18 protein-coding genes, 5 tRNA genes and 1 other annotated feature are annotated in these 23,745 nt (G+C 43.6%); of the genes, 7 read left to right on the top strand and 16 right to left on the bottom strand.

Annotation, left to right across the window (positions count from 1 at the left end):
* Nucleotides 1-24 precede the first annotated feature (24 nt).
* Nucleotides 25-2,253, bottom strand: a complete 2,229-nt coding sequence (locus EV690_RS14335; protein ID WP_131913689.1) for a sensor domain-containing protein — start codon at nt 2,251-2,253, stop codon at nt 25-27.
* 235 nt (nt 2,254-2,488) lie between these two features.
* Between EV690_RS14335 and hpf the strand changes: the two genes are divergently transcribed.
* From hpf to EV690_RS14310, 5 genes are all read left to right on the top strand, one after another.
* Nucleotides 2,489-2,824 (top strand): ribosome hibernation-promoting factor, HPF/YfiA family, encoded by a 336-nt coding sequence (hpf, locus tag EV690_RS14330; protein ID WP_131913688.1) that lies wholly within the window; start codon nt 2,489-2,491, stop codon nt 2,822-2,824.
* 80 nt (nt 2,825-2,904) lie between these two features.
* Nucleotides 2,905-3,031, top strand: a sequence feature (Phe leader region).
* A 19-nt stretch (nt 3,032-3,050) separates the two neighbouring features.
* Nucleotides 3,051-5,057, top strand: coding sequence for a chorismate mutase (locus tag EV690_RS14325; RefSeq protein ID WP_131913687.1), 2,007 nt, complete (start codon nt 3,051-3,053; stop codon nt 5,055-5,057).
* 51 nt (nt 5,058-5,108) lie between these two features.
* Nucleotides 5,109-5,603, top strand: a complete 495-nt coding sequence (locus EV690_RS14320) for an Lrp/AsnC family transcriptional regulator (protein ID WP_131913686.1) — start codon at nt 5,109-5,111, stop codon at nt 5,601-5,603.
* A 258-nt stretch (nt 5,604-5,861) separates the two neighbouring features.
* On the top strand, nt 5,862-7,049 hold the full coding sequence (locus EV690_RS14315) for an amino acid aminotransferase (protein WP_131913685.1): 1,188 nt from the start codon (nt 5,862-5,864) through the stop codon (nt 7,047-7,049).
* 70 nt (nt 7,050-7,119) lie between these two features.
* Nucleotides 7,120-8,787 (top strand): alpha-keto acid decarboxylase family protein, encoded by a 1,668-nt coding sequence (locus EV690_RS14310; RefSeq protein WP_131913684.1) that lies wholly within the window; start codon nt 7,120-7,122, stop codon nt 8,785-8,787.
* A 96-nt stretch (nt 8,788-8,883) separates the two neighbouring features.
* Here the strand turns inward: EV690_RS14310 and ffh are convergent, their stop codons facing one another.
* Complete coding sequence (gene ffh / locus EV690_RS14305) at nt 8,884-10,263, bottom strand: signal recognition particle protein (RefSeq protein ID WP_131913683.1); 1,380 nt, start codon at nt 10,261-10,263, stop codon at nt 8,884-8,886.
* A 223-nt stretch (nt 10,264-10,486) separates the two neighbouring features.
* Between ffh and EV690_RS14300 the strand changes: the two genes are divergently transcribed.
* The gene (locus tag EV690_RS14300; protein WP_131913682.1) at nt 10,487-11,272 is read left to right on the top strand and encodes a cytochrome C assembly family protein; all 786 of its coding nucleotides are present in this window, start codon (nt 10,487-10,489) and stop codon (nt 11,270-11,272) included.
* A gap of 166 nt (nt 11,273-11,438) precedes the next feature.
* Nucleotides 11,439-12,722, top strand: coding sequence for an HlyC/CorC family transporter (locus EV690_RS14295; protein ID WP_131913681.1), 1,284 nt, complete (start codon nt 11,439-11,441; stop codon nt 12,720-12,722).
* Between the two features lie 66 nt (nt 12,723-12,788).
* On the opposite strand, the gene luxS is transcribed toward EV690_RS14295, so the two are convergent.
* From luxS to recA, 14 genes are all read right to left on the bottom strand, one after another.
* Nucleotides 12,789-13,298 carry an S-ribosylhomocysteine lyase gene (luxS, locus tag EV690_RS14290; protein WP_131913680.1) on the bottom strand — a complete coding sequence of 170 codons (510 nt, stop codon included), beginning with the start codon at nt 13,296-13,298 and terminating at the stop codon, nt 12,789-12,791.
* Between the two features lie 136 nt (nt 13,299-13,434).
* Entirely contained in the window at nt 13,435-14,052 is a 618-nt protein-coding gene (locus EV690_RS14285) for a transglycosylase SLT domain-containing protein (protein ID WP_131913679.1), read from the bottom strand.
* A gap of 2 nt (nt 14,053-14,054) precedes the next feature.
* Entirely contained in the window at nt 14,055-15,620 is a 1,566-nt protein-coding gene (gene gshA / locus EV690_RS14280) for a glutamate--cysteine ligase (RefSeq protein ID WP_224055001.1), read from the bottom strand.
* 110 nt (nt 15,621-15,730) lie between these two features.
* The gene (locus EV690_RS14275; protein ID WP_131913678.1) at nt 15,731-16,324 is read right to left on the bottom strand and encodes a beta-phosphoglucomutase family hydrolase; all 594 of its coding nucleotides are present in this window, start codon (nt 16,322-16,324) and stop codon (nt 15,731-15,733) included.
* A 391-nt stretch (nt 16,325-16,715) separates the two neighbouring features.
* Nucleotides 16,716-16,792 (bottom strand) — tRNA-Arg (locus EV690_RS14270).
* A 28-nt stretch (nt 16,793-16,820) separates the two neighbouring features.
* Nucleotides 16,821-16,897: transfer RNA gene (locus EV690_RS14265), tRNA-Arg, on the bottom strand.
* A 29-nt stretch (nt 16,898-16,926) separates the two neighbouring features.
* Nucleotides 16,927-17,003 (bottom strand) — tRNA-Arg (locus EV690_RS14260).
* Between the two features lie 34 nt (nt 17,004-17,037).
* Nucleotides 17,038-17,114, bottom strand: a tRNA-Arg gene (locus tag EV690_RS14255).
* 25 nt (nt 17,115-17,139) lie between these two features.
* Nucleotides 17,140-17,232, bottom strand: a tRNA-Ser gene (locus tag EV690_RS14250).
* A gap of 310 nt (nt 17,233-17,542) precedes the next feature.
* Nucleotides 17,543-17,734, bottom strand: a complete 192-nt coding sequence (gene csrA, locus EV690_RS14245; RefSeq protein ID WP_131913677.1) for a carbon storage regulator CsrA — start codon at nt 17,732-17,734, stop codon at nt 17,543-17,545.
* 102 nt (nt 17,735-17,836) lie between these two features.
* Complete coding sequence (locus EV690_RS14240; protein WP_131913676.1) at nt 17,837-19,075, bottom strand: aspartate kinase; 1,239 nt, start codon at nt 19,073-19,075, stop codon at nt 17,837-17,839.
* A 31-nt stretch (nt 19,076-19,106) separates the two neighbouring features.
* A complete protein-coding gene (alaS, locus tag EV690_RS14235) occupies nt 19,107-21,722 on the bottom strand; it encodes an alanine--tRNA ligase (protein ID WP_131913675.1) in 2,616 nt (871 codons plus the stop codon).
* A gap of 245 nt (nt 21,723-21,967) precedes the next feature.
* Nucleotides 21,968-22,417, bottom strand: a complete 450-nt coding sequence (locus EV690_RS14230) for a regulatory protein RecX (protein WP_131913674.1) — start codon at nt 22,415-22,417, stop codon at nt 21,968-21,970.
* A 79-nt stretch (nt 22,418-22,496) separates the two neighbouring features.
* Nucleotides 22,497-23,570 carry a recombinase RecA gene (gene recA, locus EV690_RS14225; protein ID WP_131913673.1) on the bottom strand — a complete coding sequence of 358 codons (1,074 nt, stop codon included), beginning with the start codon at nt 23,568-23,570 and terminating at the stop codon, nt 22,497-22,499.
* Nucleotides 23,571-23,745: the final 175 nt, after the last annotated feature.

Here is a 23,745-nt window from a genome sequence, read left to right as displayed (position 1 = left end):
GTGTCGAGCAGCTTGCCTAGCAGATCAAGATCTAAGTAGCTTTCTTTGCAAGTGTTCCTGCATATAGTGGCGCATCGCTTCAGCAGATAACGGCTTACTAACGAGGAACCCCTGATAAAATAAACAGCCTCGATGGGTTAAAAAATCCCGCTGCTGATGGGTTTCGACCCCCTCGGCGGTCACACTAAAGCCCAGATGTTGAGCCATGGCGATAATCGTTTCGACAATGGCCATATTCCGACGATCATGAGGGATATCTCGAACAAAGGAACGATCCACTTTCAACTCATCAACCGGCAAACGTTTTAAATAGGCTAACGAGGAATATCCAGCCCCGAAATCATCAATCGAAAACCGAATTCCCAGCTTTTTCAATTCATTCATTTTAGAAATCGTCGTCTCTACATGACTCACTAGCATGGATTCGGTAATCTCTAAATTTAAATATCCAGCATCCATCCCCGTTTTATCTAAAACCTCGGTAATAAAATCAACGAACTCTTCCTGTGCAAATTGCCGAGCACTGATATTCACGGAGATCTCAGGCAACCGCAGCCCTTCACTCTGCCACTTAACAAACGTTTTACAAGCCTCTTGTAAAACCCAACAACCGATATCCCAGATTAATTCACTTTCTTCGGCAATATGAATGAACGAGTGTGGTCCCACCAGCATTTTACCAGGTGGCTGCCAGCGCACTAATGCTTCAGCGCCCATCAGTTCACCGGTCTTCAACAGATGTTGTGGCTGATAATATAAACGGAGCTGATTTTCAGACAGTGCTTCACGCAACTGATTATAGACTCGCAATCGCTGATCCGCTTCACGTTGCATCCCTTTTTCAAAAAAGCGCAACGCTTTGCGTCCAGCCGATTTGGCTTGATACATCGCTGTATCCGCTTGGCGCAGCAAGTCATCGGCACTTTGTCCACGCCCCGGAAATAAGCTCACCCCTACGCTAGCGCCTAAATGCAACAACTGCTGATGGTAAAGATACGGCTTAGAAATATCCTCAATAATACGTTTACCAACGATCGCCGCTTGTGGCTCTGCCGCAGCGGGGTTATCGCCTAAATCGCTCAGCAAAACAACAAACTCATCCCCACCTAAACGAGCTAAAATATCACTGTCTCGAACAATAAATCGCAAACGGTTGGCAACCTGTTGCAATATCCAATCACCCACTGAATGGCCAAGCGAATCATTAATATTTTTAAAATGATCCAGATCGATAAACAATAATGCACCAATTCGAGCATGGCCTTGGGCGGCGCGAAACGCTTGATCAACATCAAACAGTAATTTGCGTCGATTCACCAAACCTGTTAATTCATCACAGTATGCCAACTTATAAATCTGATCATCAGGCGTTTGTTTATGGGTGATACTTTGACAGTGAATTACGTAATATTTGTTCTGGCTTTCACTCGGCTCAATGGCAATGATCTCTTCGTGTTGCAGATAGGTTTGGCCATTGGGACGCTGGCGAATGTATTCGGTTGATTTTCTTTCTGGCTGACGCAAATAAACCGCTCGCAGACCAGGCAAAAACTGGTCAATAGATCGCGTTAAAAGCTGTTCTTTACGATACCCACTAATATGACAAAATGCTTCATTGACTTGTACAATATTAAATTGCGAATCAGTTATAACAATGCCTTCTCGATGCTGAAACGCAAGGTCGACCAAATGCGGTAGGAGATTTTTTTCATATAACTTAAATTCGTAGACAATACGCGAATTGAAAGATGCTAATAATTGTTCTAGAAAATCCGCAGATTTTGGTAACTGATTAAATTGGCAACTGACGTATCCGACGACTTGCCCAGCGTCAAAAAACGGCATGCTCCAGACAGAATCGATACTCGGAACAAATAACTGGGCAAAAGTGCTATATCGGGTAACAACGTGCTGAACGAAGGCAGGGTATGAGACAAATGGCGTATCAGTCAGGGGAATTGGCTCGCCAATTAAACAAGCTTGCTTACTCACGTCAACAGTACTGGCATAACCAATATTACGTAACGTCTTATTTCGTGCTTTGCGGTTTTCGATACAAAAAACCCCAACACTATGACAATCAATCAGCTTTGCGAGCAATTGACAAAACTGGGGGAAAAAGCAATCAGAAGCTTGATTTGCTAATCCATCTGCTAAATAAGTCTTCGCCTGATATAAATCCAAATCACAGCTCAAGTTAAGTCGCTGGTTGTTATTGACCATCGCAATACTCTCATGATTCAGCAATAGCATGCCTCATCCATCTCTTGCTATCACTGAACGTATCGGTTTAAATTTGCCTGACTTTACAGCTAAGAACAAGGACTTTTAAAAAGTTTTTATAAAAATCGTAGAATAGATGGAAGTTCTCATCAAAAGTTGCTTAACTAAAGGTGAAATAGGTTACAGTAGGCCTATCAAGAGAGTTTCTTTGGATCTGTAATCAGATTCGTTTTATGACCCAATCCATTGTTATAAGGGGGCTTATATGATTATTGATATCACGAGTAAATCCATTGATATCACACCAACCATCCGTGAACGAATTGAAAACCGTTTCGCAAAATTGGAAAAACCCCAAATACCGCTCATTAAACCGCAGGTCATCATCACACGAGAAAAACAAGATTATAAGGTCGAGGCTAAGATTGGCGTCCCTAATGGTCAATTATTCGCATCAGAACAGCACGAAGATCTCTATGCGGCAATTAATGGCTTGGGCCACAAATTAGAACGCCAATTGCGGCGTCATCATACCAAACCGATTACCGAAAGAGTCGATAGCAGCCTGGACGTTAATCAGTCTGCATCCTCAAATTTATAACCTACAAGTCCCAAGCCTTGGTGACTTAATATCATCAAGGCTTGACTTTTAAATACGACATTTTTAATCTGTTAGCATGAAATATTTAATGCAATTTTATTTTTTTGGTTTCTTTTTTATCCCCCCAAACAGGGAGGCCGGATTTGTTTGTCCATAAGAAACCAAGAAACAATCCATAAAGCCTCCCAAACGGGAGGCTTTTTTTATATATAAGAGCAACGATGTCATGACTGACTTACAACAACTTCGCCACCAGATTAATGCCGTTGATGATAAACTCATCGCTTTGTTAGCCAAGCGTCAATCTTTAAGTCTTCAGGTTGGGCAGCACAAACTCGACAATCAGTTGAAGATTCGTGATATCCCACGCGAGGAATCCCTTTTAACAGCACTAGTCGAAAAAGCCCGTCAACATAATTTAAGTCCCCATTATGTGACAGGACTTTTCCAATTAATTATTGAAGATTCTGTACGCACCCAACAGCGGCAATTTAGTCAACAACAGAGCCATGTTGCCCAAGAACTCTCTGCCATAAAAGTTGCCTTTTTAGGAAACAAAGGTTCCTATAGTAATATTGCAGTCAGTCGTTATTTCGAATCGGTCGACCAAGATGTGATTGAAATCGGCTGTGATAATTTCCGCATGATATTTAATCAGGTCGAACAAAGACATGCTGATTACGCCCTATTGCCACTGGTTAATACCAGTTCGGGAAGTATTAACGAAGTCTATGATCTACTCCAGCAAACTAGCCTTGCGATTATTGGCGAGTTAACAATCCCCGTCGATCACGGCATTCTAGTTAAGGGGCATACGGATTTGAATCAAATCCATACACTGTATGGGCATCCTCAACCATTTGCTCAAAGTAGCCAGTTTTTAGCGCAATATCCTCATCTAAAATTTGAATATGTCGATAGCTCATCGACAGCGATGCAGTTAGTCGCCGATAGTGATGACCCATACATAGCTGCCATTGGCAGCGAAACTGGTGGTAAAATGTATGATTTATGTAGTATTGAAAGTAATATTGCCAACCAACAAGAAAACTATACTCGCTTTATAGCTGTCGCCAGAAGTCCAATTGAAGTTTCTGAAGCAGTACCAGCCAAGACCACCTTTATTATGTCGACAGGTCAACATCCAGGCGCACTAGCTGATGCTCTGCAAGTTTTTGCGTCACGCAAAATCAATATGACTCGTTTAGAGTCACGCCCGGTACAAGGTAATCCTTGGCAAGAGTTATTTTATGTCGATGTAATGGCTAACGTTGAATCAGCTCCGATGCAAGAAGTTCTCTCAGAACTCACCCGCATTACTCGTTTTGTTAAAGTTTTAGGTTGCTATCCAACAGCTGATGTCCATAGCGCAAAAATACCAGCCCCGGTGTTAGCTAGACAGCCACTCGATGCTATTGTCGATAAGCCATCCGTGATTAGCCGGGGTCTAAACGCACCACTTTCAAGCTTGGCCCATAAACCGCAACCGACACGAATTAGTCTGGGCAATTGCCATATCGGCGGTGGTGATTTCGCAGTCTTTGCCGGCCCCGATACACTCGAAGACCCTCAGCGATTTGCCCAATGTGTTGCTATGGCCGTTGATCATGGTGCACAAGTCATTCATGGTGCTTGCTTTAAATCATCCAGTAACCCATATGATTATCAAGGCCCTGGACTGGCTGGACTCGATTGGTTTAATCAAACCACTCAACCAATCAAAGTGCCAGTTATGACAGAGGTCACTCACCTTGAACATTTGCGCCAGATCGCCAGTCAGGTGGACATTTTACAAATTGGGGCAGCTAATATGCAAAACTACCCCTTGTTAAAAGCAGCCGGTAATACAACCCGCCCTATCGTGCTTGAGCGAGGCAGTGTTGTATCCCTTGATGAATGGCTTAAAGCGGCCGATTATCTACTCAGCCAAGGAAACCAACAAATCATCCTATGTGAGAGAGGGATTAGAAGTGCCGATCATCAAACTCGTTCCATTATCGATTTGAGTGCTATTGCTCTGCTCAGAGAGAGAACGCATCTGCCAATTTTACTCAATCCTTGTGATGGCGTCACCCAAGCAGATGACATCGCACCGCTCGCCTTAGCCGCTCGTAAATTGGGAGTCGATGGAATCATGCTAAACATTCATCCCGATCCACTCAATGCCAAAGTAGCCCCCCATCAAACACTTAACTTTGAACAATTTGTACATTTGATGAATCAACTTTTTTAACACGAACTCCAACATGCCATATCAGGCTAGCTATGGATAAGGAATAACCTTATGACAACACTTGATAACTATGATTGGAAAATACTCAATCTGCTGCAGCAGAATGGCCGTTTAACCAATCAGGAACTGAGTCAGATCATCGGTCTGTCCACCTCACAATGCTCAAGACGACGCATTGCACTGGAACAAAATGGTTATATCGAAGGTTATCAAGCGCGACTAGCTCTCAAAGCACAAAAACGCCAGGTTCAAGGGTTAGTTGAAATCACCCTAAATCACCATGATCCTGAAACGATGGAACGCTTTCATCATCAAATCAACGCCAACCCAGCAGTTCTGGATGCCTATAAAGTGACAGGTGAATATGATTATCAGCTTAAAGTGGGAGCATACGATTTGAATGGTTTAAATACTTTGCTCAATGAGTTAGCCAGTTATACTGAAGTCAGTCAGATTAAAACCTCAGTTATTTTAGACCGGCTAAAAGAAAACCAGATTGTGCTCCATCGAGAGCAACTCGAGTCATCAGATGACATGCATGTTTAGATTTCAGTTGATTCATTAAAAACCACAAAGAAATGCACAGAAAAGTTAAAACAACTCAATTTTGCGCTTTGTTTGTGTTAAAAATGGCGTTATAAGTGGCATCTAGAGTATGACTAAACCGATTCAAATCTATCCGGTCGTCCATCTTGTTGGCACCGGCGATAAAGATGTCCAGTTACGGTCAATGCCGAACAGGTTTAAAACTGATGCTCACCCATGTTATTGACCAAACCGTTCGTTAGTCTAGGAGAATAATTCATGTTTTCACACGTTGAAGCCTATGCAGGTGACCCTATTTTATCGCTTGTGGAGGATTTTCTTGCCGATCCTCGAGAAAATAAGGTCAACTTAAGCATTGGTCTTTATTACGACCCAAACGGTCAGGTCCCTCAATTAGAATCAGTAAAGAAAGCAATCACTCAACTTGATTTGACCAAACCTACCAGTTACCTGCCGATGGAGGGATTTGCACCTTATCGTCAAGCCGTGCAAAATTTGCTATTCGGCGAGGAACATCCGATTTTAGCTGCACAACAAATCGCAACAATTCAGACTTTAGGGGGATCCGGAGCACTGAAAATTGGCGCCGATTTTCTGAAACGATACTTCCCGCACTCGCAAGTCTGGGTCAGCGATCCGACCTGGGATAACCATGAAGCTATCTTTGCTGGCGCAGGTTTTGAAGTAAATCACTATCCTTATTTTGATACCCAGACCAAAGGCGTTAACTTTGAGAAGATGTGCGAATGTCTTAACCAGTTAACCGCTCAAAGTATTGTGTTACTGCACCCTTGTTGTCATAACCCAACAGGAGCGGATCTAACTCATGAACAATGGGGTGAAGTCGTTGAAATTATTAAACAACGCAAGTTGATTCCATTCTTAGATATCGCGTACCAAGGGTTTGCTAACGGCTTAGAAGAGGATGCTTTTTTATTACGGCTGTTAGCTAGTGAACAAGTTCCGGCTCTCATAGCGAACTCGTTTTCAAAAATCTTTTCTATGTATGGACAGCGAGTTGGCGGATTATCAGTGATCTGTGATGACCAAGAACAGATGTTGAGGGTATTAGGGCAGCTGAAATTTACCGTACGTCGTAACTACTCAAGTCCCGCTGCTTTTGGAGCACATGTCGTAGCAACCGTGCTCAATACGACAGAGCTCAATCAGCTATGGCGCACAGAAGTCGCTCAAATGCGCAATCGAATGCAGCAAATGCGTCAGACTCTGGTTGAAACCATGAAGAGCGTGCAGCCTGATTTCGATGGAAGCCACTTTTTAACACAAAAAGGAATGTTCAGTTACACTGGATTTTCCCCAGAACAGGTCGAGCGATTACGCATCGAACATGGCGTTTATTTGATTGAGAGTGGCCGAGTCTGCGTCGCCGGACTCAATAAATATAACGTGGCACAGGTCGCGAAGGCTTTTGCCGCAGTCGTTTAACCTACGAGACACAGGTCGCTTCAAGCGACCTTTTTTAATTCTTCAATCTAAATTCACTAAGGAGTGTGTCATGCAATCAGTCACGATTGGCCGATATCTATGGCAACGTCTTCGTCAACTTAATGTCAAATATGTGTTCGGGGTTCCGGGCGATTTTAATCTGCAACTTTTAGAACAGTTAGATGAGGTCGATGGTATTGAATTTGTCGGCACCTGTAATGAACTCAATGCCGCTTATGCTGCTGACGGATACGCCCGAACCAACGGCATCGCCGCACTTTTAACTACATATGGAGTGGGCGATCTCAGTGCATTATGCGGTGTTGCAGGCAGTCTAGCCGAACATATTCCAGTTGTAATGATTAGTGGCGTTCCCCCCATGTTTGCGATACGCAACCGACTCCGCATTCATCACACTATGGCCGAGGGAGATTTTGATAATGTGCGTAACGCAGTGCGTCAATTTACCCTCACCGAAGCCAGACTCACCCCATCGAACGCAAGCCAAGAAATTGACCGAGCACTACGCTACTGTTGGCAAGAACGCTGTCCGGTCTATCTACAAATTCCTTCGAACTTAAGTTATCTGGAAATCGCGCAAGCCTCTTCACCACTGACTCGCCAATATGCCAGCTATGACAAACGCCAACACCAGCTTATCATCGGCAAACTGACGGGGAGACTCTGTCAAGCCAAACATCCACTGTTGCTGGTAGATATGGATGCAGAACGCTCGCAAATGGCCATACAACTGCAGCAACTGTGTGATCGCTATCAAATCCCTTACGCCAGTTTCTCAACTGGCAAAGCGATCTTAGATGAAAGTTCACCATTATGGCTTGGCTACTACCCGGGGCAAACAGACGACACACTCAACCAATATCTAGCTAAAGCAGATTTTATCTTAGCTACAGCACCTTGCTATATCGAAGGGAGCTCAATGGTTGCAACACAAGATCTTCCCGTCGAAGAAACAATTTATCTGCGCGGATTTGATATCACCTTTGAGCAACAAACATTCGAAGGGATCTGTGCCCCGGTGTTACTCAACCAGTTACTCGAGCAATCGATTGAATGCCAGTTTGATATTCCTAAACAACCGCCCCAGACTCGTTCTAGCACTTCTTTTGAGGGACCACTGCAACAAAGCAAGCTCTGGGAACAATTGCGCCATTATTTTAAAGCCGGCGACTTGATTCTGGGAGAAAACGGCAGCGCTAATATAGCACTGCAAACAGTGCCATTTCCCAAAGACTGCCACTATCTAAGTCAACCTATCTGGGGATCCATTGGCTATACCCTCCCGGCCCTATTGGGCTCTATGATGGCCGCACCGAACAAACGCCACTGGTTATTTATTGGCGATGGTTCACTACAAATGACAGTTCAAGAACTGAGCAATATACTCCAAAAAGGCTTAAAACCAATTATCGTGATGCTTAATAATTCCGGTTACACCATTGAACGTTACATCATGGGCAAAAGCGCAACCTATAATGATATTCCGCAGTGGGATTATCACCTACTACTTAAGGCGTTTGCCCCAGATATTGAGTTTACGTATCAAAACGTGACAACACATCAGCAGCTCAGTGAGGTTCTCGATGCACTCGATGAAACAAAAGCATCATTTATTGAACTCAAATTAAGTGCGATGGATGCACCAGAACGACTGAAACAATTTGGCCCAAGCGTTGCTTTATTTGACTATGGCCCTCGCGGTCCGCAAAACAAATAGCGATTTGGCTTCGCTCAATTTAAAAACCATCATCCAAGAACAAAGCCAGTATTTATATACTGGCTTTGTCAGGTTGCCATAAAAGATCAGAATCTTCTAAAATGGGCCTCTACCGCCCCCCATACCACCAGGAGGCATCATCCCTTTCATCTGTCGCATCATCTTGCGCATACCACCTTTACCCGACATTTTTTTCATCATTTTCTGCATCTGGGTAAATTGTTTTAGCAAACGGTTCACATCTTGGATCTGCGTCCCAGAACCAGTAGCAATTCGCCGTTTACGAGACCCTTTAATAATATCCGGATGCGCGCGCTCCTGAACAGTCATGGAATTTATAATCGCTTCCATTTTAACTGTCATCGAATCATCCATTTGATCCTTCACACCTGCCGGTAACTGCCCCATGCCTGGCAATTTGTCCATGAGGCCCATCATGCCGCCCATTTTTTTCATCTGCTGAAGTTGGTCACGAAAATCAGCCAGATCAAACCCTTTGCCTTTTTTTACCTTCGAGGCAAGCTTTTCAGCCTGTTTTCGATCGACATTACGCTCGACTTCTTCAATCAGCGACAGTACATCGCCCATCCCAAGAATTCGCGATGCAATCCGATCGGGATAAAATGGCTCTAGGGCGTCAGTTTTTTCGCCCATCCCAATAAATTTAATGGGTTTGCCCGTAATCTGACGAATCGATAACGCGGCCCCTCCGCGGGCATCACCATCAGCTTTAGTTAATATCACCCCAGTTAGCGGGAGAGCTTCATGAAACGCTTTCGCTGTATTTGCCGCATCTTGACCTGTCATTGAATCAACAACAAACAGTGTTTCAGCCGGTTTGAGGTAATCATTTAACTGTTGGATTTCGGCCATCATGTCTTCATCAACATGCAAACGGCCAGCGGTATCGACAATCAATACATCAAAAAAGTGTAATTTGGCATAATCTAAAGCAGCTGAAGCGATCTCAACTGGTTTTTGCTCAGTACTACTTGGGAAAAACTCGACCTGAACCTCTGATGCTAACGTCTCGAGCTGTTTAATCGCTGCAGGACGATAAATATCGGCACTGACAACCAAAACTTTTTTCTTTTCACGCTCAGTTAAAAATTTAGCCAGCTTAGCAACGCTGGTTGTTTTACCGGCCCCTTGTAACCCCGCCATTAAAATAGTGGCTGGAGGGGTTACCGACAGATCAAGGCCTTCGTTAGCCTGACCCATCGATTGCTCAAGTTCAGACTGAACAATTTTAATAAAGGCCTGACCCGGCGTTAAACTTTTCGAGACTTCTTGGCCAACGGCACGTTCCTTAACTCGTTTGACAAAATCGCGCACCACTGGCAGTGCAACGTCAGCCTCAAGCAGCGCCATACGCACTTCTCGCAGCGTCTCTTTAATATTGTCTTCGGTCAGCCGGCCACGGCCGCTTATGTTTTTTAGCGTCTTGGACAGACGCTCTGATAAATTTTCAAACATGGTAATCCTTATATGACCGGTTGAGCCATCCACACATCACTGGAAACTCAAGCCACCCGTTAGATATATGGGCCCTATTGTACCTAATTTTTAACTGACCAACAGGGGGCCCTTGGCTCGATCTTGCAAATCAATGTATGAACAACACATTTATCGGGTAGCTCTTAAAAAGAGTCAACGGTATACTATCAAGACAGTTCCTTAAACTACTATTTGAATTGATATGAATTTAGTCTTGCTACCAGCAATTATCTGCTATCTCATTGCATCTTATGCTTGTGGCAAATCGTTACTATCTCAAGAAACCCAGAAACGACGTTGCGTTCTTATTTGTGGTAGCTGCGCCTTAATTTTTCATGGGATCTGGGTAAGCCAGCATATGTTGCTGACTAATGGCCAAGATTTAAGCATTGTCAATGTAGCCGTTTTATTATGTCTGTTGCTCAGCTTATCGGTGACACTGGGATGTTCCCACTTTAAGCTGTGGATTATGTTGCCCGTTGTCTATGTGGCAAGCGTCATTACACTGCTGTTAGCACACTTTATTCGTACACCTTACATCTTACACTTGGGGATCTACCCACAAGTAATGGTTCATATTGGCTTTGCATTAGTAGCCTTTACCGTGATGATGATTGCAGCGCTGTTTGCATTGCAACTAGGTTATTTGGATTACTCCTTAAAACGCCACCGCCCTAATGCCTTGAAGTTATCCATGCCACCATTGATTAAAATTGAGAATCAACTGGTTGCACTGATTCAAATCGGTATGGTTCTACTCACTATTTCACTGATCACTGGATTTATTTTTCTCAACCATATTTTTGATAATAATCATGTGCATAAAGCTATTCTGGCAGTTGTTGCTTGGTTCGTGTATCTGCTGTTACTCATCGGACATCGTTACTGGGGCTGGCGCGGACGGACCGTTGGCATATTGACCCTACTTGGAGCTATCTTGCTTATTCTCTCTTACTTTGGAAGCCGACTCCTACCCAATTTCTACTAATCACTTAGGCTGGTATATATCAGCCTATTATGCATTTTATCGCTATCGCAATAGTGATCTAATTTTTCAATATTATTGTTATCATTTACAGAGAAAGTATTTGTTACTTGACAGCATTTAAGTCAACACTTTTAATGGGCTTTGGTACTTAACAGGAGTAAATTTCTTGGACGATATCTCGACGAGTGTCTTGGTAGGCATACTCGTTTTGATGATTGCTATTTCAGCTTTCTTTTCAAGCTCAGAAACAGGCATGATGTCACTCAACCGCTATCGGTTGAAGCACTTGGTGAAAAATAATCATCGCAGCGCAAAGCGCACAGATGCATTATTAAAACGAACCGACCGACTAATTAGTCTGATCCTTATCGGTAACAACCTCGTTAATATTCTGGCATCTGCTATTGCAACCGTTGTCGGCTTGCGTTGGTTCCCTAATTATGGACTAGCCATTACGACCATTGGGTTGACACTGATTATTCTGATATTCGCCGAGGTCACCCCTAAAACAATGGCAGCACTCTACCCAGAACGTTTTGCATTTACATCGTCCTGGGTATTAAGTCCATTGATGAAAGTGTTATTTCCGGTTATCTGGTTAATTAATAGCATCTCCAATGTGTTATTACTGCTTTTTGGAATGAATCCCAAAAAAGCGGCAACATCAGCTTTAAACCCAGAAGAGCTTCGCACTGTAGTCAATGAAGCAGGGACGCTCATTCCTCGTCGTCATCAGGACATGCTGCTCAGTATCCTCGATCTTGAACACGTCAGTGTTGATGACATTATGGTACCGCGTAATGACATTGCCGGAATCGACATCAATGATGAATGGGAATCAATTTTAAAACAGTTGGCTCACACTTCGCACACGCGTTTGCTATTGTTTCGAGATAGCATTGATGATGCTGTCGGCTTTGTGCATGCTCGTGATGCACTACGGTTGTTGGTTAAAGAACAGTTTGATAAAACCACGCTGCTGCGTGCGGTTAAAGAAATTTACTTCATTCCGGAAAATACCCCACTCAATATCCAACTGGGGAAATTTCAGCGTCGTAAAGAACGCATTGGTTTAATTGTTGATGAATACGGTGATATCCAAGGACTAGTCACATTAGAAGATATTCTGGAAGAAATTGTCGGCGATTTCACAACGACTATCTCACCCACACCAAGTGAAGAAATTCACCCACAACCAGACGGTAGTTATATCATCGAAGGAACGACTAATATTCGTGACCTAAACAAAGAGTTAGGTTGGGCATTACCAACCGATGGACCACGAACCCTTAATGGATTGATTGTTGAATATCTTGAAGATATTCCAAAATCTCCAGTCGGTATGCGTATCGCTGGATATCCAATCGAAGTGCTAGAAATTGATAATAACGCAATTCGTCAAGCACGCATTATGCCGCAGTTTTACCAGAATATAGAGCTAAGTCAGTAACCTTTTGTAGCCAATAAAAAACCGGCCAAAAGCCGGTTTTTTATTCTTGAAATACTGAAAGATGCGTTATAAAGCTGCAAGCTGTTCTTTGCTTAGAGCAATATCTTCATTGTGGTTAACTGCAATCCCGCGAGCAATAATATTTTGAGCAATTTGTTTTGCTTCATCTAGCGAATGCATTTCATACGTCCCACATTGAAATTTATTCAGCTCTGGGATCTCACTTTGAGACTGAACCGTCAGTACATCTTTCATTGATGCCAGCCACGCATCAGCAACCTGCTGTTCTGTTGGATTGCCAATCAGACTCATATAGAAACCGGTACGACATCCCATAGGAGAAATATCAATGATTTCAACATTTGAGCTATTTAAATGATTACGCATAAAACCAGCAAAAAGGTGTTCCAAGGTATGAATGCCTTTTTCTGGCAAAATTTCCTCATTTGGAACACAATAGCGCAGATCATAGACAGTGATGGTATCTTTAGCCGGCGTAGTCATGGATTTAGCAACTCGTACAGCAGGAGCGTGCATACGAGTATGGTCTACAGTAAAACTATCTAATAATGGCATAAAAAATCTCTCTCTATTTAGGCCTTTCGGCGGTTCTACGGACAAGTTCTAAGCCGGTGCCACATACTTATCGCGAAGCCTTAAAACGACTCTGAGTAAAACTCATTATACGCTTTCCTAACCAAGGCACCATACTTTAACTAAACAGGAAGCGATACAACCAGCCATGATCTAACTCTTTCTTACAACGCCGATATTGAGCACCGTAACGACGAGCTCGCTCATCAACCCGTTTAGCAACGCGCAGCAACCAACTCTTATGCTTATAGGTCCCACGCCGATAGCCTCCCCATCCCTCATGATAATTGAGATACTGATCCTTAGCATCCCATTTCGAAACACCATTTATAATGTATGTTTTATTAGTATACCAACCTATAAAATCGATCGCATCGGCAAAATCATCTCGCTCAGCACCGTAGCGATGTGTCGCTCGTTTATAATCAGCCCAAGTGCTATCCTGAGCTTGAGCATAACCATACGCTGAGCTTTTACGACCAATCGGAATAAATCCCAAAAAATATTTCATGGGTTGTTCCGCATCATAATGAAATCGAGATTCCTGAAATATAAACGCCATCGGCACCTGCACCGGGGTTCCCCAGCGTTTATGCATCGCTTTAGCCGCTTCATACCAGCTGTGATTTTCACGAAATATATCACATAAATTATTAGGATGAGTAGGCGGTGGACTAGCACATCCAGCCAGTACACTAATAAAAGAGACGATAGCAAGAATACGATAAAAAGACATAACTATGAAGAAATAGGTTCTCTGGCTCGAGCAAAGTAGTCCTGAATGTACTCATCAAAACTTAATGTATCTTGCTGCTCAATCATTTTCTGTTTCTCCAAACTCTGCGCTACAACCTCATCGAGCTGGGCTTTACTCCAAACACTGAGTGAATGCTCCTGTAAGGCTAGTTTGTGATTCTTAGCCAACTCCAGTGCCAGCTTATTGTTATCTTCATCTTCGCTTAACAACTGAGCTAATAGTTGCTCAGAAAGCGGTGGACGCTGAGTCACCCGTTCAAAGGCAGCCGCATAAGGTTCGCCTAAAGCACTAGCCAATTGACTCATTCCCTGATTGATTTCGCTTAACCAATCATGAACAAAACGCTCTTGTCCATTAATTGCTAATTTCAGCTCCGGATCGCGGCCTTCTACAGCAACTTGATTGAGATTATCACGACACTGCTGTAATTCACCGGGCGCAAAGGACTCTGACGGCATGATTAGACACCAAAGCAGCAACGAATCAATAAATTGCAGTTGAAATGAGTCAACCCCTTGAGGGACAAACGGGTTGAGATCCAAAGATCGCACTTCAATATACTCAATGCCCTTTTCATACAATGCTTGCGAGGGAGTTTGTCCAGACTGAGTCACGCGCTTGGCGCGAATCGGAGCATAAAGCTCATTTTCAATTTGCAAAGCATTACTATTGAGCTGACGGTACTCGCCATCCACCTTAACACCAAGCTTGGCAAATTCCTTAGAAGGTGTCTGGGTCGCTTTACGAACGCTACAGACATACTCTTTAAGAGAGTTGTAACTAATCTGCAAATTAGAATGTGCACTGCTGGTATAGCCTAAATCACTCATCCGCAACGAGGTGGCATAAGGAAGATAGAGCGAACCTTGACCGAGCGACTTAAATTCCAAGCGACTCTGTCGGTCTTGGATAAAACTTTTACATAGAGCAGGAGATGCCCCAAACCAATAAGATATTACCCATCCATAGCGATAAAAGTTACGGATGATATGCATATACTGATCAGAGATAAACTCTTGCAAGGGTTGCTCATTACCTAGGATTTTCTGCCATTGGGGCCAAAAACTCTCTGGCAGAGAAAAGTTATAATGAATACCGGCGATGATCTGCATGGTGCTACCATAGCGAGCTTTTAAGCCCCGTCGATAGATATGTTTCATCATACCTACATTGGACTGGCCATATGTCGCTAATGGAATGTCATCGTCATTACCGACAAAACATGGCATGCTCATCGGCCAGAGCAATTCATCACCGATCGCATCAATGGTATAACTATGAATGTCTTTTAACGCATCCATCAGTTGCGCATGATTATGTTCAACCGGAGTCACAAATTCTAATAGATTTTCAGCATAATCAGTCGTGATCAGCGGATTGGTTAAATTACTTCCCAGACGCTGACGTTGATGCGGCGTCTGAGCAAGTTGTCCGTTAGCTTTTATTCTCAATGTCTCACGTTCAATACCGCGGCCAATCTGCTCACCTAAACCGGTTTGAGCCAACTGTTTGAGGCTATTCAAAAGCCCTGAAAAATCTTGATTCAAACTATAACTCTCAAGCTAAATATGTATCGCGCAAGCATATCTGGATTAACTAAAAAGATCCAATATGTGCGACCTATCGAAGTCATCGCTAAGCCACCACAAGCAAACAGCTATTGAACAAAATAACTCGGTTTACAGATAGCGCGAACATCAAAATGAGCCATTCCAGCGGCCTGAGCAGCATCAAAACCAGCTTGAGCATCTTCAAAAACAATACATTGATCGGATGGAACATTTAATAACTTGGCACAGCGCAAGAAGGTATCTGGGGCAGGTTTATGTTTTTCAACCTGATCAGAACCCACGATATGATCAAACAATTCAGTAATCCCCAAGTGAGAGAGCAAATTGGTGGCTTCACTTGTGCTCGCACCAGTACCCAGAGCAATTGGTTTTTTACCAGTATATTTTTTAACAATATCAATTACAGGTGTAATTTTAACCATCTGTGGAGCCAACTGCTGATAAAGAGCCTCTTTCTCAGCACTAATTTGGACATTATCCAAATTCTCGATCTGAGCACGGCTACACAAAAAATTAACGGTCTGCAGCGCAGGCCAGCCATTGAGATGGTTCATGACCTTAGCCGTATAAGGTATTTGATATTTTGCTAGGATTTGCTCCCAAGCCCGCTGATGAGCTGGTAGGGAATCAATCACAGTGCCATCCATATCAAAAATAAGCGCAGCATATTTATCGTACATAAAACCTCAACTGAGTTTGTTTGAATCATCAATAACCGTTGATATTTTATCTCTAACTATAGAAACGCTGAACTGAGTTATCTCATGAAACATGAAACTCACAACAAAAACTTACTGGGAAAATAGCTGATATTCACTAAAATTTAACAATAGACGTTTGGCAAATCAGTTAGAAGATGACACGATTATTTTTAATACCACTGATACTAACATTGCTTTGGGGTGCGATCAGCCTCTATTTTCATTTGCCGAGTCGGACCATTCGGTATGGCTTATTTTGGATTGGGGGATTAGCACTGGCAATATCATCTTTTTTAGCATTGATGATCGTTTTAACAGGCAATTAAGTAATTGATGATAAGAAGGCTTTAAAGGAAATATTAAAAAGAGATGGCGCGTGTGGAAGGATTCGAACCTCCGACCGCCTGGTTCGTAGCCAGGTACTCTATCCAGCTGAGCTACACACGCATCGAAATATAAGACCGTTATCAAGAAATGGCGCGTGTGGAAGGATTCGAACCTCCGACCGCCTGGTTCGTAGCCAGGTACTCTATCCAGCTGAGCTACACACGCGTCGAAATATAAGACCGTTATCAGGAAAATGGCGCGTGTGGAAGGATTCGAACCTCCGACCGCCTGGTTCGTAGCCAGGTACTCTATCCAGCTGAGCTACACACGCATCGAATTGTAATAACCATCTTGGGCAAATGATATGGCGCGTGTGGAAGGATTCGAACCTCCGACCGCCTGGTTCGTAGCCAGGTACTCTATCCAGCTGAGCTACACACGCGTTACAACAATTATACCACTATTAATGGCGGTGAGGGAGGGATTCGAACCCTCGATAGGGCTACAAACCCTATACTCCCTTAGCAGGGGAGCGCCTTCAGCCTCTCGGCCACCTCACCGCGATTCGGGTGCAGATATTACTGCCTTAAAAAATATAGTCAAACCTTTTTTAATAAATCCCGACTATTCGGTTAGCAAACAACCAGTTTGATCACAGCTCAAGCATAATAATGTCAAACAAGGTCAAAGACGAGGTAATAATTTTGCTCAACTTGCTTAATAAAAATCGCTCGTCAACACCCCCAGCATAAATTATTTTTTATCGCTCATAAAAAAGACCAGAAAAAAATCTCTGGTCTTCAAATGAAAAGGAAGCCGAAGCTTCCAAATTTATGTTTCGTTTATAGCCGGACGCTAAAATAGATCTGTTTAGCTATTCGCGGCTTGACTGGCCTTTTTTTCGGCCTGGATCCGCATATAAATCTCTTCACGATGGACAGAAACTTCTTTTGGAGCATTTACACCAACACGAATCTGGTTACCTTTGACACCCAAAACAGTGACGGTGACATCGTCACCAATCATGAGAGTTTCCCCTACTCGACGAGTTAAAATAAGCATTCGTTGCTCCTTAAATCCTGAAAAATTCGCCTAAAACAGATGATACTATAATAAAGCTATTTAGGAGATAGACTCTATATAGACAATCCAATATCGTAATAGCTAGTTATTCTCTTCTTTGGCTACATTTTCTAACCCGAATGCTCGATGCAGAGCTCGAACACCCAGCTCTAAGTACTTCTCATCAATAATGACTGAGACTTTTATCTCAGATGTAGAAATGAGCTCCATATTAATCCCTTCTTGGCCAAGTGTATCAAACATAGTTCTGGCCACCCCGGGGTGATTCATCATTCCGACACCAACTATAGACAACTTAGCAATGCGATCGTTCCCATAAACGACTCCAGCGCCAAGATTTTTTGCTGATTGCTCTAGCAATTCTTTCGCTTTTGCATAGTCATTGCGATTCAGCGTAAAGGTAAAATCAGCAGTACCATCGCCCATGCTATTCTGAACAATCATATCCACATCAATATCTGCTTGGCCAATCGGTTCAAGAATTGTGGCAGCAATTGCTGGGCGATCAGGAACACCTAGAATTGTCAGGCTGGCCGTATCGCGCATAAAAGCAATACCAGAAATAATTGCTGATTCCATTCGCTTCCTCTCAAAACTAATTAATGTTCCGGTACTATTTTCTTCAAACGACGAAAGTACTCGCAACGGAACATTATATTTACCAGCAAATTCAACCGAGCGAATTTGCAAGACTTTTGCACCCAAGCTAGCCATTTCAAGCATTTCCTCAAAGGTAATGCTCGCTAATCGGCGCGCCCTTGGTTCAACACGCGGGTCAGTGGTGTATACACCATCGACATCGGTATAAATCTGACACTCATCCGCTTTCACAGCAGCAGCAATAGCAACCGCAGTGGTATCACTACCGCCACGGCCTAATGTGGTAATGCTATTATCAGGCGCGCGGCCCTGAAAACCAGCCACCACAACCACATTACCTTTTTGTAACTGCTCCAGAATTTTCGAGTCATCAACTTGGGTAATACGAGCCTTCCCATGGGCATCATCCGTATGCATCCGCAACTGATCGCCCGTCATTGAGACCGCATCGCAGCCAATTTTTTGCAGCGCAATCGAAAGCAATGCTATTGTGACTTGTTCTCCAGTAGAGACCAATACATCCTTTTCTCGTGCGCAGGCATTTTCATCAAGTTCAGCCGCCAGCGCTAGCAAACGATCCGTTTCACCAGACATCGCAGAAACAACCACCACGATATCATCACCGTTATTACGATAGCGCTTAACTCGCTGGGCAACAGCCTCGATCCGCTCAATGGAGCCGACAGATGTACCACCATACTTTTGTACTAAAAGAGCCACTGTTTATCCTTATTCGTGAGCCATGAGCAACTTAAAGGTTTTCGGCTAACCAGGCTTTAGCTGCGGCTAACGCCTGAGGCAATTGTTTTGGCTCCGAACCGCCGGCCTGAGCCATATCAGGACGCCCACCACCACGACCACCAACCACAGCCGCAGCAACATTTACCAAATCGCCTGCTTTAACTTTCCCAGTCAGGTCTTTGGTAACACCTGCGATTAAATTCACTTTATCCTCAGATGCCGTCCCTAACACAATCACAGCACTATTAAGTTTTACTTTCAGATCATCTAAAGTCGTCCGTAGTGATTTGGCTTCGACACCCGCCAAATCAGCAATCAACACCTTGACTCCATTGATAACTTCGACCTGATCAATAATATTTGCACCAGCCTGAGCCGCCAGTTTATCTTTTAACTGTGCCAATTCTTTTTCTAAAGCGCGGGTATGCTCTTGATGCTGTACGATACGCGATACCAAGCTAAACTGATCGCCCTTGAGCTCACTGGCTGCGGCACTGAGCTGTTGCTGCATTTTTTGCACATAATCTAGTGCAAACTGACCGCTAGTTGCTTCAATACGGCGCACTCCGGCAGCAATACCGGTTTCATGGATAATTTTAAATAAACCTATTTCACCGGTATTGTGAACATGCGTCCCACCACATAATTCGGTAGAGAATTCTCCCATTTTCACAACTCGAACTTCATCACCGTACTTCTCGCCAAACAGCGCCATGGCGCCTGCTTGCTTCGCGTCTTCAAGACCCATGATCGTAGTTGAAACAGGTAAGTTTGCCCGAATATTGGCATTCACTAGATGTTCAATCTTCTCTAGCGTCTGGGCATCAATCGCTTCTAAATGCGAGAAGTCAAACCGCAACCGCTGCGCCTCAACTAAAGAGCCTTTTTGGGCCACATGATCGCCTAAGACCTGACGTAATGCAGCATGGAGCAAATGGGTCACAGAATGGTTTAGTGCCGTCGCTTGGCGCTTACGCGAATCGACGCTCACATGAACGCTCATCCCCACGTTAAGCGAACCTTCAGTAACGACAGCATGATGCACAATAGCATCACCAATTTTGGTAGTATCGCCCACACTCAACTGGCCGTGTGCAAAACTCATTGATCCTGTGTCACCCGCTTGACCACCAGATTCTGCATAGAAAGGCGTTTTATCCAGAACCACCAAGCATTCACTTTGAGCACTGGTGACCGGCTCACCATCGGCAAATAGAGCGACGACTTTGGCATCGCTTTCCAGCTGATGGTAACCAATAAATTCACTCGTTTCGTTAATCTGTAAGCTTTTGCTGTAATCAACGCTAAACTGGCTCGCTTGTTTGGCTTGTTGGCGCTGTTTTTTCATCGCGGCTTCAAAGCCTTCGTGATCAACACTAAAACCTCTTTCACGAGCAACATCAGCGGTTAAATCATCGGGGAAGCCATAAGTGTCATACAGTTTAAAGACCACATCACCAGGAATAACTTTTTCTTTTAACTCGCTTAATTCTTCATCTAAAATCTGCAAGCCACGATCCAGTGTTTTCGCAAACTGTTCTTCTTCTAAACGGAGTACTTTTTCAATAATTTCCTGTTGTGATTTAATTTCTGGATAGGCATCGCCCATGATCCGCACCAAATCACTCACCAGTTTATAGAAGAAAATTTCCCGACAACCTAGTTTATTACCATGACGAACAGCTCGACGAATAATACGCCGTAGCACATAACCACGACCTTCATTCGATGGCATAACGCCGTCAACAATCAGAAAACTACATGAGCGAATATGGTCTGCAATCACACATAATGATTTAGCAAGAAGATCAGTTGTGCCAATCACACGCGCAGCTGAATGGATCAGATCTTGGAAAATATCGATCTCATAGTTGGAATGAACGCCTTGCATAATAGCCGCCATTCTCTCCAGTCCCATCCCAGTATCAACAGAGGGTTTGGGTAACGGCTGCATCTGACCATCGCTCTGGCGATTAAACTGCATAAAGACCAAATTCCAGATCTCAATAAAACGGTCGCCATCCTCCTCGGGTGACCCAGGCGGGCCTCCGGCAACGTCTTCACCGTGGTCGTAGAAAATTTCACTACAGGGTCCACAAGGACCGGTATCGCCCATCTGCCAGAAGTTATCCGACGCAAACCGCTCCCCTTTATTGTCGCCAATACGAACAATTTTTTCCTCAGGTAATCCTATATCTTTATTCCAGATCCCAAAGGCTTCATCATCTTCGGCATAAACCGTAACAAGTAATTTCTCTTGCGGTAATCCTAAAACCTCAGTTAAAAAGCCCCAGGCAAAATGGATCGCATCACGCTTAAAATAATCTCCGAAGCTAAAGTTACCCATCATCTCGAAGAAAGTATGGTGACGTGCGGTATACCCGACATTGTCCAGATCATTATGTTTACCACCCGCTCGAACACATCGTTGCGCGGTTACCGCTCGGGAGTAATTACGTTTTTCCAATCCCAAAAAGATATCTTTAAATTGGTTCATCCCGGCATTGGTAAATAGCAACGTTGGGTCATTATGTGGCACCAACGAGCTGCTCGGTACAATCTGGTGACCACGTTGTTGGTAGTACTCCAGAAACGCCGTCCGAATTTCAGCGGAAGTCATTTTCATCGATAAAGTCCTGATTCTTGCAATACTGCTGGTCAGAGTGAGTTTTTAGCATCTGCCTAACTTGCCTTAGGGCTTGTGATAATTTCAGCAAATACTACTCTTCATCCCCCGGCAAAGGTGAATGAGTAAATGAGGCACAATATAGCATGCACGCAATATCATAGAAAGATATGCACAGCCTACATGCCGAATAAAATAAACCCATTAAGCATGGATAAGCATAATCATTAACGAACATTTGTACGTTATGTTAACGAGTCCAGCCATTCACGGATTATAGAACTATTAAAACCACGCCGATATAGATAAGCCTGACAACGGTGCTTTTGCTTAAAGTCGTCTGGGACTGCATGATATTTTTTGGCAAAGGCTCTCTCAATCGCCTGCCACCAATCCCATTGGTCATCGTTCATGAGATCTTGGGCGATTTCATTGCTGATCCCTTTGCCAATTAGATACTGGCGAATATAAGCAGGTCCATAACCGCTTTGCACACGTGAGCGAGTTAGACTTCTGGCATATTCCAGATCATTAATCCATCCTTCGGATTGTGCTTTATCTAAGGCTTCTGCTATCTCAGTAGAAGCATAACCTTTATCTTGGAGTTTGCGACAAAGCTGGGCACGGCTATAGCCCCGTCGAGACAATAATTCAACCATCGCCCCTTGTGCAGACAAAGGTGCTCTTGGTCTCATGCTTTCTCCTCCATTGGACTTAAAATCTAAGATCGAAAAAGGGCCGACAAAGGCCCTTTAATTCGATCCAATTCTTCAATTACTTATTGCTTGGAGATTCCTGAACCGCAGTGGCTTGCTCTTTTTCCACTTTTTTTGCCGGTTCTGGTTCTAAACCAGATTTACCTAGTAACAAATCCCGCAGTTTTGACTCTATCTCTTCCGCCGCTTGCGGATGTTCAGTTAAATACTTACAGGCATTTGCTTTACCTTGGCCAATTTTCACACCATTGTAACTAAACCAAGCCCCGGCTTTTTCCACTAATTTTTCTTTCACGCCTAAATCAACCAGCTCACCTAAGCGGTTAATCCCACCGCCATACATAATCTGAAATTCAGCCTGACGAAATGGGGGCGAAACTTTATTTTTAACCACTTTCACACGCGTTTCGTTACCAACGACTTCATCACCATCTTTAACTGCACCAATACGACGAATATCTAAACGAACCGATGAGTAAAATTTCAGGGCATTCCCACCAGTGGTTGTTTCTGGGTTACCAAACATAACTCCAATTTTCATACGGATCTGGTTAATGAAAATAGCCAAACAATTTGACTGTTTGATATTACCGGTCAATTTACGCAATGCCTGAGACATCAAACGAGCTTGCAAGCCCACATGGCTATCACCCATGTCACCTTCGATTTCAGCTTTCGGTGTTAAAGCGGCAACGGAGTCAACCACAACAACATTGACCGCACCAGAGCGCACTAACATGTCACAGATTTCCAGAGCTTGCTCTCCAGTATCAGGTTGAGAGACTAGCAAGTCATCAACATTTACGCCCAGCTTACGAGCATAAATCGGATCAAGAGCATGTTCTGCATCGATAAACGCACAAGTTTTGCCCTGTTTCTGAGCTTCGGCGATCACCGACAGTGTTAAAGTGGTTTTACCTGATGATTCTGGACCATAAATCTCAACAACACGGCCGTATGGTAAGCCACCAATACCCAACGCAATATCCAGTCCCAGAGAACCAGTCGAGACCGATTCAATATCCAACATTGCGGCAGCACCATCCCCCAAACGCATGATAGAGCCTTTCCCAAACTGTTTTTCAATTTGACCTAGCGCGGCAGCCAGAGCCTTCTGTTTGTTCTGATCCATTCGATCCTCATCAAAGCTAATATTTGGCTTAACTGTTATTAAGTATACTGGTTATACATACAGTATCAAGTGGCAATTTTAATCATCATAACATTAACACCGCCTGAAGGTAGCCCCCAATAAGTAAAGCCCCAACTACGGGGCTTTACTTTATATACAATGAATTCTTTTAAAA

Source organism: Celerinatantimonas diazotrophica, assembly GCF_004339545.1.
GTDB lineage: Bacteria > Pseudomonadota > Gammaproteobacteria > Enterobacterales > Celerinatantimonadaceae > Celerinatantimonas > Celerinatantimonas diazotrophica.
The sequence above is the reverse complement of the archived record's forward strand: the minus strand, read 5'-3'. Positions and strand labels throughout refer to the sequence as shown.